Below are 11,700 nucleotides of genomic sequence, written 5' to 3'. Positions count from 1 at the left end.
GTCATAGAAATCAGAAAGATTCATAGAATCTTTATAACAAATAAATTAATTCCTACTTTTACCACATGAAACAAAATATCATTTATAGTATCATTTTCTTTTTCGTGTTATTTGGACTAAAATATTTGTTCGATAAAAGCGATGTGCAAACAATGTTGGTTTATTCGGCAATTGGAACGGTTATCTTTTTTATTTATCGAGTTGTCATAAGAAAATTATTATACAAACAAAAAGACCAAGAAAACTAATTTCCTTGGTCTTTTTTTATTGCTTGCATTGCTTCTTCAATGTGCGTTTCGGCTACATTTGAAACAATGTGTTTAATTAATTTTCCTTGTTTATTGAATACAAAAGTTTCTCGCGGTGTGATTAAGCCAAATTTCTTTTTGATTCCCAACAACTTCGATAACTTTGCTCCTTTATCAGAAAGCAACGGAAAGTTTAATTGATGTTTTGTATAAAACTTCTCGTGAGAAGAAGTTGATTGTCCATTTATTCCGACAATCACAGCATCTAAAGCATTGAAATCTGCATTTACATCACGAAATTGACATACTTCTTTTGTACACATTGGCGTAAAATCCATCGGATAAAAGAATAAAACAAAATATTTTTTGTATAAAAATTCGTCCGAATTAAACCAATTTCCTTTGTTATCCTCCAACGAAAAAGTTGGAATGTGATCGCCTAATTTCATTCGCCTGAGTATTCTACAAAATTACGTGGAGTTTCGTATAAGGTTACTTTCAATTCTAAATCAGTCGCTAATTTTGCTCTAATTTTATTCCAAATCAAAATCACAATATTTTCGGCAGTTGGATTGATAGTTTTAAATTCTTCAATATCAACATTCAGATTTTTATGATCCAAATAATCTTCAACTTCAATCGCAATAATTTTTCGTAATTCGTCCAAATTCATCACAAAACCAGTTTCTGGATCAACTTCGCCTTTCACCGCCACAATAATTTCGTAATTATGCCCGTGATAGTTTGGATAAGAACATTTTCCGAAAACTTCAAAATTTTGTTCGTTGCTCCAATTCTTGTTAAACAATCGATGCGCAGCATTAAAATGTGCTTTTCTGTTGACAGTAACCTTCATCTGTATAAATTTTTATTCTTCGATATACGAAACGTAATGTTCAAAAATTATTTTGAACCAAGCTGTATAATTCTGAGGATTTTTTTTCATATCTTTTTTCAAATCATCCAATTCTACCCAACGATAGGCCATCACTTCATCAGGATTTAGTTTTGGTTCATCATCAAATGTTCCGATAAAAACATGGTCTAATTCATGCTCGATCAAATCATTTTCTAATTGCGCTTTGTAAATGAAATTAAATTTATATTCTAATTCGCAATCAAATCCCATTTCCTCTTCCAAACGCCTGTGTGCCGCTTGTTCGTAGGTTTCGTTATCGCGCGGATGACTACAACATGTATTCGTCCACAACGTTGGCGAATGGTATTTGCTCGCAGCTCGTTGCTGAATCATTAATTCTCCTTTGGAATTGAATACAAAAACAGAAAATGCACGATGCAACAAACCAGCTACATGAGCCTGTTGCTTCTCCATCAATCCTAATTTTTGATCGTCCTGATCAACTAAAACTACAAATTCTTCCATTAAATAAACAAAAATAACCTTTTCTATAGGATTAAAAAAAAAGTTCGATTTCTTTGTGCTTAAATTCTCTCAATTCTTGATTGATTTCTATCAGTAAATTTCCCGCTTCATTTACATCTCTAATAATTCCGTCCACTTCTATCCCATCTAATCTAAAATGCGAAATTTCATCTTTTCTAAACAGATTATCTAAATAAGTTTGATGAATTTGTTCAAAATTTTTCTGTTCTAAAATTGAATATTCATTTTCGAAATAATGTATTAAATCTGCCAAAATTTCCTCGATGTCATATTCTTTGTCAGTTACTTTTCGAATAGATGTTGCTTTTGGTAAGTGATTAAAATCAGCTTGATTGACATTAATTCCTATTCCAATTACAGAATTCATAATTCCATTGGAACGATGATTTTCGATTAATATTCCACAAACCTTTTTATCATTTAAAATGATATCATTTGGCCATTTTACGTTAGATTTTGGATGAAATTGTTTTAAAAATAGACAAATAACATTCGAAATCCATTCGTTAAAATAAATTAATTCTTGAAAACTATAATCCGTTTTCAGCAAAAAACTAAAGGTTAAATTTTCTCCAGCGACAACTTTCCACTCATTTCCTGCGTAACCTTTTCCTTTTGTTTGATTTTTAGCATGTATGACAGTCCAACTATTGGCATCTTTTTTGGACAAATCCACCAAGAATTCATTCGTATTAGGCAAAGAATCAAAACTAATTAAATACATTTTTTTTACTATTTTTATAGAGTGGTTAAAGTTATTTTAAAAAGTTTAAACTTTAATAAGGATTCACTAAATTTGCGAATTACAAAATAAAAGATGATAGATACTCAATATACAAAAGACTTGCTAGATAGCATTGTTGACGGAATTACAAATGTTAAAGGAGAAGAAATTACAATTCTAGATTTACGCGAAATTGAAAATGCATTTTGTCAATACTTCGTTATTTGTACCGGAAACTCGAATACACAAGTTAGTGCTTTAGCAGGTTCGATTGAAAGAACTGTAAAAACAGAAATGTCAGAAAGACCTTTTCATGTAGAAGGAACACAAAACAATCAATGGGTTTTGTTGGACTACACAAATGTTATTGTCCATATTTTCCAAAAAGAATACAGAGAATATTACGATATCGAAAGTCTTTGGGGTGATGCTGTAGAGACGCGTATCGAAATGGAATATTAATCATAACTGAAACCAAAAAAAAATTGAAAAAAAATAATTTTAAACCTTCGGGGTTTAATCCTACATGGATATATGCCATTATTGGATTATTACTGATTGCATTTCTATTATTTTCTGATAACATTGGAGGTGCCGGCGGAACTACTAAAAATATAGACCGTACGACTTTCCTTTCTTATGTAGAAAAAGGTTACGTAAAAGAAGCGAATCTAGAAAAAGAATCAGGACGTGTAAGTGTATATTTAACGGACGCAGCTCTGAATACTGAAGAATTTAAAAAGTTTAAAAAATCAAACGAAACTTTAAATCCTTTTGCTACAGGCGCTCCAAACTTTATTTTCAATGTTGCTGATGCAGGAAATTTTGAAAAAGACTTTTATGCTAACGTAGAAAAGAGTCCGAATAAAACTGCCGTTCTTAACACACAAATTTCAAATGGTTTTGGAAGTTTGTTTATGAATCTTTTCATTTCATTAATTTTCTTCGGATTAATCTACTTCTTACTATTTAGACGAATGGGCGGAGGCGGATCTGCTGGAGGTGGCGGAGGAATTTTCTCTGTCGGAAAATCAAAAGCGAAATTATTTGAAGGTGATGATCATATCAAAACAACTTTCAAAGATGTTGCAGGTTTAGAAGGTGCAAAAGAAGAAATCGAAGAAATCGTTGAATTCTTGAAACATCCAGAAAAATTTACAAAATTAGGTGGACGTATCCCAAAAGGAGCTTTATTAGTAGGACCTCCAGGTACAGGTAAAACCTTATTAGCAAAAGCTGTTGCTGGAGAAGCAAAAGTTCCTTTCTTCTCGTTATCAGGATCAGATTTCGTAGAAATGTTTGTGGGGGTTGGTGCATCTCGTGTACGTGACTTATTCAAAAATGCAAAGGAAAAATCTCCTTCAATTATCTTTATTGATGAGATTGATGCCATTGGTCGCGCACGTGGAAAATCAAACTTTACAGGTTCTAATGATGAACGCGAAAATACATTAAACCAATTATTAACAGAAATGGATGGTTTCGGAACAGAATCTAACGTAATTGTGATTGCTGCAACGAACCGTGCTGATGTATTGGATAAAGCATTGATGCGTCCAGGTCGTTTTGACCGTATTATTCATGTTGATTTACCTGAATTAAACGAACGTAAAGAAATCTTCGCCGTTCACTTACGTCCATTAAAATTAGGTGAAGATGTTGAAATCGAATTTTTAGCAAAACAAACTCCAGGTTTCTCTGGTGCAGATATATTCAATGTTTGTAACGAAGCAGCTTTAGTTGCTGCTCGTAAAAACAAAGACGTCGTAGAAAAACAAGACTTTTTAGACGCTGTTGACCGTATTATTGGTGGATTAGAGAAGAAAAGTAAAGTGATTAAACCTTCTGAGAAAAAACGTATCGCTTATCACGAAGCTGGTCACGCTACAATTGGTTGGTTAACAGAACACGCTGCTCCATTGGTTAAAGTAACTATAGTTCCTCGTGGACGTTCGTTAGGTGCCGCTTGGTATTTGCCAGAAGAAAGACAAATTACAACGACAGAACAATTGTTAGACGAAATGTGTATGACAATGGGTGGTCGTGCTGCTGAGGAAGTTGTTTTCAATAATATTTCTACTGGTGCATTAAGTGATTTGGAAAAAGTTACAAAACAAGCTTCTGCAATGGTTAGTATTTACGGATTGAACAAAGAAGTTGGTAATGTTTCTTATTACGATTCATCTGGACAAAATGAGTATGGTTTCAGCAAGCCTTATTCAGAACAAACTGCTCAGGTAATTGATAAAGAGGTAAAAACAATGATCGAAGCTCAATATGATAGAGCAAAAGATATTTTACGTGAACATCGCGATCAATTAGATGTTTTAGCTCAAAAATTAATTGAGAAAGAGGTGATCTTTAGAGAAGATTTGGAAGAAATTTTCGGACCAAGAAAATTTGTAAACGAATTAGATCAAATCGAAGAAAAACAAGAAGAGGCTATAGAAGCTGATTCAGAACAAGTTGTTCAACCAGAATCTGGAAATGATATTTAATCAAATTCATTCAAAATAATAGAAAAAATCGTCCAAATAGGACGATTTTTTTTTTACTTCTTATTATATTGTTAAAATTTATTACCTTTAGGCTGTAATTGATTAATTTCATATAAAATCATGAGTTTTCATGTGGAAAGCAATTAAAAACCTACTTAAAAAAGCTACTGAAAAATCAGCAGAGAATTCAGATGATAATCACATTGATTTATTTCATCCAAATTATGCTGACCAAAAAATTTCTATAGATGAAGTATTTGCTACAAATTTTAATGTAGGTGGTGGACATTTTTTATTTTGTGATAATATAGAGGAGGCTTCTAAAAACCTTAAAGAGATTGTCAATTACGAAAATGTAACCGAATTAATTTGTCCTGATCCAAATTTACAACAGGTTCTTAATTCAGTCAATATTCCTTTTGTCGAAAATCCATGCGACTCTCGTTATACGCTTAGTTTTCTTAGTTGCGAATTTCTGATTGCTTTTGATGGAAGTATTATGTTATCGGCGCATCAAACTTATGGTAGAAATATTGCTGATTTTCCGTCAAATTTTATTATCTATGCACGCCCGTCACAATTAGTGGAAAATGTGAGTGTGGCATTACAGAAATTACGAACATTAAAAAAAGATAACCTTCCATCTAAAATAACTTCGATTCGAGGAAAAAATATGCACAAATTTCCCAACGTAGACAACGCGAAGAATATTTATTTGTTATTGGTTGAAGATTAGCTATGAAAAATTTAGCAATTAGAGCTTTCTCTGGACTTATTTACGCACTTATTATATTTTTCGGGACAACGATAGATCCAAAAGGTTTGATTGTTTTGATGATGGTTTTTGGACTTTTTTGTTTGTACGAGTTTTTTAAAATCACTAATCTTACCAATAAACTTTATCAATTAGGAGCACTTTTAGCTGCCTTAGTTGTTTTTGGATATTATGGAAAAGAATTTTTAGAAGCTTTCGAAACTTCAAATCATTACTATTTTCATTTAAAAAGTTTGTACTTCATCATTCCAGTTTTATTTGTTTTTAGTATTTATATTATTTTCAAATCAACCAATGAATTATTGAACGATTTTGGAAAAGCTACTTTAGGTTTAACATACGTTATCGCACCATTTGTCTTAGCATTAACTTTACCTAGTTTTGATTATAATTTAGGTGAAAAAGTGATGCATTACGAAGTGTTTTTCGTTTTCTTATTACTTTGGAGCAGTGATACATTTGCATATTTAACAGGAAACTTAATTGGAAAACATAAATTAGCACCTAAAATTTCGGGAGCAAAAACGTGGGAAGGTTTTTTTGGAGGAATTATTTTCACCATTATCGCTGGATTCTTAATTCAGAAATATTTTGGAGAGAACTTGCACGGAAACTGGATGATTATTGGTTTGATCGTTGCAGCATTAGGTCCATTGGGAGATTTGACAGAATCTAAATTAAAACGATTTTTCAATGTAAAAGACAGCTCTAACCTTATTCCAGGACATGGCGGTTTTTTAGATCGATTAGATAGTTTTATATTTGTCGTACCATTTGTTTATTTATATTATTTATTAGTATATACTTTATGAAACTTCACAGAGAAGGAACAACAATTTTGATAGGTTGCTTAATTTTATTTGCAATCGCTACAGGAGTATTACATTACTTTTTTCCTGTATATGGTTTTTACTTTGCCTTACCATTATGGATACTTTATGGATTTATCGTTTGGTTTTTCAGAAATCCTATTCGCGAATCAGATTCGTCAGAAAACTGTGTTATCGCACCAGTTGATGGAAAAGTTGTTGTATTAGAAGAAGTATTTGAAAGCGAATTTTTGAATCAAAAATGTATTCAATTATCAATTTTCATGACGCCTCTTAACGTACATGTAACGCGTTATCCTGTGAATGGAAAAGTGATTTATTCGAAATATCATCCAGGAAAGTTTTTGGTTGCATTTCATCCAAAATCATCAGAATTGAATGAAAGAACAACTGTTGTTGTAGAGAATGCAGATCATACAAAAGTTCTTTTCAGACAAATTGCAGGTGCAGTTGCACGAAGAATTGTTTGTTACAGTAAAGAGAATGACGATGCTGTTGCGGGTAAAGAATATGGCTTCATCAAGTTCGGATCGCGTGTTGATATCTTTTTACCACTTGATACAGAGATCAGTGTAAAGGTTGGAGATAAAACAAAAGGTGGAATTCAGAAAATTGCACAATTGAAATAAATCAGTTAGTTGAACTCAATGTTTTTAACTAATTTTGTCAAAACAATTATAATAATATACCCATACAATAAATTTTGTAAGACATGAAAAAATTAATTCTTTTAGTAGCTGTTGCAGCATTCGCTACTTCTTGTAACTCTAAAGCAAGTGTAAATCACGGAGTTCTTCCAGTTGTTCACGAACCAGCTACTGCAGAAGAAATGCACCACAAATCTGAAGCTACTCACGAAGGTCACGGAAAACATGAGGAAGCTGTTGAAGAAAAACACGAAGAAGTGAAAGATTCTACAAAAACGGCAGAAACTCCGAAAGTTGAGAAAAAAGATACTGTAAAAGCTGGTCATTAAGATTCAGCTTTTTTTGTTTTTATAGATTTATAATCAGTTTATCATCGCCTATTACATAATTTTTATTTTTAGGACGAATATAAAATAAACGTGAAGAAGAGTTGTTTTCAGAAATGATTGATAATATCTCTTGATAAGTAAAAAAACTTGCATCAATTGCAATTTCATTATTTGATAAAGATTTGAAATCTGATTTCTTATCAATCCAAAATAAATTTTCTGCTTTTACTTCTATTTTAGAAGTATTATTAGGTGAATGTAAAGAAAATTTAAATAATTGAATTAAATATTTAATCAAAATTCCCGAACGTAAAAGTTGATAATGCAACCAATTTTTTTGATAATATTTTGCTAAGAAAATCATCATGGCTTCAAAAAAATGTTTATAATATTTTTTATCTTTTTTCGTACTTTCTCCCTTGTAATGTAAAACCGTTATATCTCCTTTATAATAATTTTTATAACCAGCCAATTCTGCACTAAAAGACAAATCTATATCTTCTCCATACATAAAATAACGTGGATCAAATCCTCCAATTTCCTGATAGATTTTCTTCGTGGTGAACATAAAAGCACCAACTAAAATTTCGCAAGGAGCAATTTCAAATTCATCAACTTCTAATTTGTAATAATTATTTTTTTTTGAATGATTAAATCGACTATACAACTTAGAAAATGAATTTTTAGCTGTCGGAATATTACGTTTTGATTCTGGATGAAAATTTCCGTTTGTATCTATCATTCGTAATCCCACAAAACCTATTTTTTCTTTTGACTGATGAAATTCAATCAAAGATTCGAATAAATTCTCTGGAATAATTGTATCTGGATTAAGAATCAGAATATATTCTCCCAAAGCATTCTCAACCCCAATATTATTCGCTTTTGCAAAACCAAGATTTTCATTCTGAAGTAAAAAATTTACAGTAGGAAAAGTTTTTTTTAGGAATATAAAATCAATTTCCGATGAATCATTATCAATTACAATTATTTCGCCATCTACATTTTTTAAAGCTTCCTGACACGAATCAAGACAAAGCTCTAAATGTTTTGGCGCATTATAACTAACAATAATTATCGATAATTTCATCTAAAATTTATTTTCTGAATATGGTATTCGATGTTGTATAGAACGAACTAGCGTTGCTTCGTCCGCATATTCTAACTCATCTCCTACACCAAGACCTCGCGCAATAGTAGAAAAAATAATTTCGGCATTCTTTAATTGTCGGTACAAATAGAAAACAGTTGTATCTCCTTCCATTGTCGAACTTAAAGCAAAAATTATTTCCTTCACATTTTCATTTTGAACACGATCAACCAACGTTTGGATATTCAATTGACCAGGTCCAATACCTTCCATTGGAGAAATCTTTCCTCCTAAAACGTGATATTGTCCTTTAAATTGTCCTGTATTTTCAATCGCCATCACATCACGCACATCTTCCACGACACAAATTATAGTTTCTTCTCTCAATGGATTGTTGCAAATATCACAAACCTCATCATCAGAAATTGTATGACAATGTTGACAATATTTAACATCATCTACCAAATGAGAAAGCGCTTCGGACAAAGCCGTCGTTTGAGATTTGGGACGATTTAACATATGTAAAACAAGTCGCAAAGCTGTTCTCTTTCCTATTCCTGGCAAATTTGACATCTCTTCTACAGCTCGCTCTAAAACCTTGCTTGGGTAATTCATTCGTTCAAAAAATTATAGACAACAAATTTACAATTTTATCTTCGGAAAATTAATCTATCATCATTCACTCAAAAATATTAAATTTGGGCTTATTTACTAAATAAATTATGAACTCAACAATTTTACTACTTTGTGTTATCGTATACTTTGTAGGACTTTTAGTGATCTCTTACTTCACCAGTCGAAATTCTGACAATCAATCTTTTTTTAACGGAAACAAAAAAAGTAAATGGTGGTTGGTGGCTTTCGGAATGATTGGGACAAGCCTTAGTGGCGTTACTTTTATTTCGGTTCCGGGTACGGTCGGAAAATTAACTGGTTCCGAATATATTTACGGAGGATTCGAGTATTATATGATGGTTATCGGATTTTTTCTTGGTTATTTTATCGTCGCGGGGGTATTACTTCCACTCTATTACCGAATGAATCTGACCTCGATTTACACCTATTTAGGAAAACGTTTCAATGTTGAAGCACATAAAATGGGATCGGTTTTCTTTATTATTTCTCGTGGAATTGGCGCAACAGCACGTTTATATTTAGTTGTAAATGTGTTACAAATATTTTTATTAGACAATTTAGGCGTACCATTTTGGGCAACAACATTTGTCTTATTATTGATGATATTATTATACACGTTCGAAGGTGGAGTAAAAACAATTGTCGTAACCGACACCTTGCAAACATCATTTATGATCATTAGCTTGATTGCTTGTATTTGGTTTATCCTTTCGCATCTTAATTTATCTGTTGGTGAAGCTTACGATAGGATGCAAGCCAAAAACTATACCCATTTCATTAATCTTGATCCAAATTCGAAAACTTATTTCCTAAAAACAATATTGGGTGGTATGTTTATCACGATTGCAATGACTGGTTTGGACCAAGAAATGATGCAGAAAAATATTTCGGTTGACAATCTACATAACTCCAAAAAGAACATGTTAACCTTTGCAGGAACATTGTTAATTGTCAATTTAGCATTCCTTTTCTTAGGTGGATTACTGTATTTATATGCGATGAGCGAAGGTGGTTTTTACACCGCCGATGGTTTCTTTATGCAACAAGGTGGGCAAAATATTATGGGTGATGATATGTTCCCTGCACTCTCTCTTTTAGGAGAACATTTCCCTATGATTATTTCGATTATCTTTATTATCGGTTTAATCTCTGCCCTATTCCCTTCTGCCGATGGTGCATTAACAGCGGTAACAAGTTCTTATTGTGTCGATTTATTAAACATCAACGAAGACAAAGTAAAATCGGAAAAGGAAAAGAAAAAGATTCGTATTCGTGTTCACTTAGTTTTTACGGTTGTCTTTTTTATTTTAATCATGGTTTTTAAAGCGATCAACAACAAATCTATTGTATATCTTGTGATGGAAGTTGCTGGTTACACGTATGGACCACTATTAGGTTTGTTCGCTTTCGGAATTTTAACCAAACGTAATATTTACAAAAAATATTCAATTATAGTTGTTTCAATTTTAGCACCAATAATGACTTATATATTATCTATTGTCCCATTTATCATAAGAGTTAAAGAATTTATCTGGTATATTCCTACAAAAGATTTAGAAAAATATTCATTAACAATTCAAGAAGTCATTAAAAGTGGTCATTATTATAAGATTGGTATAGAATTAATCATACTAAATGGTTTATTAACTTTTATTGGATTGTGGCTTGTTAGTTCTAATCGTCAAAAAGAAACAATTATTCATTCATAATCAGAACACCTAACACTCTACAACTATGAAAAAAATTGCCATTATTGGAGCTGGAAATTTAGGAATTTCTATAACAGAGGGTTTAATTAAGAATAAAGCATTCGATCCAAATCAAATTATCGCTACAAGAAATAATTTGAATCAAATTGAACATCTTAAAAAGCTTGGTGTAACGATTACAAATGATAATCATTTTGCTGTAAAAGAAGCTGATTATATTCTGCTATGCGTAAAACCGTACAAAGTGGAAGAAGTTTTGACGCAGTTAAAAGACGATTTTACGACCAACAAAATATTAATTTCAGTTGCAACAGGAATTTCATTGCAAACGTATCAAAACATTTTAACGCAAGGAATGTCAATTTTTCGCGCAATGCCTAATACAGCTGCTTCTGTGGAAGAATCGATTACATGTATTTGTGGAAATTCGAAAGATAAAAACATTTTAAATGAAATCAAAACGATTTTCAATCCAATTGGAGAAACAGTTGTTATAAATGAGGAGCTGATGAATGCAGCGACTGTAATTGGCGCTTGCGGAATTGCTTATGTTTTACGATTTATAAGAGCAATGATTCAAGGAGGAATAGAAATTGGATTTGACACACAAACTGCTACAAAAATTGTGACACAAACTGTAAAAGGAGCTGCTGAATTATTAATAGAAAACGGTTTGCATCCAGAACAAGAAATTGATAAAGTGACAACACCAAAAGGTTGTACGATTGCTGGATTAAATGAAATGGAACATCAAGGATTTAGTTCAGCTTTAATAAAAGGAATTAAAACTTCTTTTGATAAAATATAAT

Annotated in this window: 15 protein-coding genes; 9 read left to right on the top strand and 6 right to left on the bottom strand. The window is 31.8% G+C overall.

The window, feature by feature from the left end; all coding sequences use genetic code 11:
* Positions 1–65: 65 nt before the first annotated feature.
* On the top strand, positions 66–248 hold the full coding sequence (locus B4G36_RS01705; RefSeq protein WP_221854185.1) for a hypothetical protein: 183 nt from the start codon (positions 66–68) through the stop codon (positions 246–248).
* Here B4G36_RS01705 and B4G36_RS01700 read toward each other — a convergent pair.
* The 4 genes from B4G36_RS01700 to B4G36_RS01685 are packed head-to-tail and all read right to left on the bottom strand — an operon-like array spanning position 245 to position 2,377.
* The gene (locus B4G36_RS01700) at positions 245–697 is read right to left on the bottom strand and encodes a peroxiredoxin (RefSeq protein ID WP_219033681.1); all 453 of its coding nucleotides are present in this window, start codon (positions 695–697) and stop codon (positions 245–247) included. The two genes, B4G36_RS01705 and B4G36_RS01700, sit on opposite strands and share 4 nt — an antisense overlap.
* Positions 694–1,104 (bottom strand): 6-pyruvoyl trahydropterin synthase family protein, encoded by a 411-nt coding sequence (locus B4G36_RS01695; protein WP_291061481.1) that lies wholly within the window; start codon positions 1,102–1,104, stop codon positions 694–696. The genes B4G36_RS01700 and B4G36_RS01695 overlap by 4 nt, the downstream gene beginning before the upstream one ends.
* Before the next feature lie 12 nt (positions 1,105–1,116).
* The gene (idi, locus tag B4G36_RS01690; RefSeq protein ID WP_291061479.1) at positions 1,117–1,632 is read right to left on the bottom strand and encodes an isopentenyl-diphosphate Delta-isomerase; all 516 of its coding nucleotides are present in this window, start codon (positions 1,630–1,632) and stop codon (positions 1,117–1,119) included.
* A gap of 31 nt (positions 1,633–1,663) precedes the next feature.
* Positions 1,664–2,377 carry a biotin--[acetyl-CoA-carboxylase] ligase gene (locus B4G36_RS01685; RefSeq protein ID WP_291061477.1) on the bottom strand — a complete coding sequence of 238 codons (714 nt, stop codon included), beginning with the start codon at positions 2,375–2,377 and terminating at the stop codon, positions 1,664–1,666.
* 93 nt (positions 2,378–2,470) lie between these two features.
* On the opposite strand from B4G36_RS01685, the gene rsfS reads away from it, so the two are divergent.
* The 6 genes from rsfS to B4G36_RS01655 all read left to right on the top strand — a co-directional run bounded on the left by rsfS (position 2,471) and on the right by B4G36_RS01655 (position 7,456).
* Positions 2,471–2,839 carry a ribosome silencing factor gene (gene rsfS, locus B4G36_RS01680; RefSeq protein WP_038331822.1) on the top strand — a complete coding sequence of 123 codons (369 nt, stop codon included), beginning with the start codon at positions 2,471–2,473 and terminating at the stop codon, positions 2,837–2,839.
* A 23-nt stretch (positions 2,840–2,862) separates the two neighbouring features.
* On the top strand, positions 2,863–4,875 hold the full coding sequence (gene ftsH / locus B4G36_RS01675) for an ATP-dependent zinc metalloprotease FtsH (RefSeq protein ID WP_221854183.1): 2,013 nt from the start codon (positions 2,863–2,865) through the stop codon (positions 4,873–4,875).
* Between the two features lie 130 nt (positions 4,876–5,005).
* The gene (locus B4G36_RS01670) at positions 5,006–5,611 is read left to right on the top strand and encodes a hypothetical protein (RefSeq protein ID WP_291052108.1); all 606 of its coding nucleotides are present in this window, start codon (positions 5,006–5,008) and stop codon (positions 5,609–5,611) included.
* 2 nt (positions 5,612–5,613) lie between these two features.
* The gene (locus tag B4G36_RS01665) at positions 5,614–6,462 is read left to right on the top strand and encodes a phosphatidate cytidylyltransferase (protein WP_291047112.1); all 849 of its coding nucleotides are present in this window, start codon (positions 5,614–5,616) and stop codon (positions 6,460–6,462) included.
* Entirely contained in the window at positions 6,459–7,109 is a 651-nt protein-coding gene (locus B4G36_RS01660; protein WP_291061475.1) for a phosphatidylserine decarboxylase family protein, read from the top strand. The genes B4G36_RS01665 and B4G36_RS01660 overlap by 4 nt, the downstream gene beginning before the upstream one ends.
* An 83-nt stretch (positions 7,110–7,192) precedes the next feature.
* Complete coding sequence (locus B4G36_RS01655; RefSeq protein ID WP_280062888.1) at positions 7,193–7,456, top strand: hypothetical protein; 264 nt, start codon at positions 7,193–7,195, stop codon at positions 7,454–7,456.
* Between the two features lie 19 nt (positions 7,457–7,475).
* Here B4G36_RS01655 and B4G36_RS01650 read toward each other — a convergent pair whose 3' ends face one another.
* On the bottom strand, positions 7,476–8,546 hold the full coding sequence (locus tag B4G36_RS01650; RefSeq protein ID WP_291061473.1) for a glycosyltransferase family 2 protein: 1,071 nt from the start codon (positions 8,544–8,546) through the stop codon (positions 7,476–7,478).
* Positions 8,547–9,161, bottom strand: coding sequence for a recombination mediator RecR (gene recR, locus B4G36_RS01645; RefSeq protein ID WP_180905071.1), 615 nt, complete (start codon positions 9,159–9,161; stop codon positions 8,547–8,549).
* A gap of 107 nt (positions 9,162–9,268) precedes the next feature.
* On the opposite strand from recR, the gene B4G36_RS01640 reads away from it, so the two are divergent.
* Together B4G36_RS01640 and proC are read left to right on the top strand one after the other, a co-directional pair.
* The gene (locus tag B4G36_RS01640; protein ID WP_291061471.1) at positions 9,269–10,891 is read left to right on the top strand and encodes a sodium:solute symporter; all 1,623 of its coding nucleotides are present in this window, start codon (positions 9,269–9,271) and stop codon (positions 10,889–10,891) included.
* A 25-nt stretch (positions 10,892–10,916) separates the two neighbouring features.
* Entirely contained in the window at positions 10,917–11,699 is a 783-nt protein-coding gene (gene proC, locus B4G36_RS01635) for a pyrroline-5-carboxylate reductase (protein WP_291061469.1), read from the top strand.
* The last annotated feature ends 1 nt before the right edge of the window (position 11,700 follow it).

Source organism: Empedobacter sp. UBA3239, from assembly GCF_002362875.1.
GTDB classification, from domain to species: Bacteria; Bacteroidota; Bacteroidia; order Flavobacteriales; family Weeksellaceae; genus Empedobacter; species Empedobacter falsenii_B.
The sequence above is the reverse complement of the archived record's forward strand: the minus strand, read 5'-3'. Positions and strand labels throughout refer to the sequence as shown.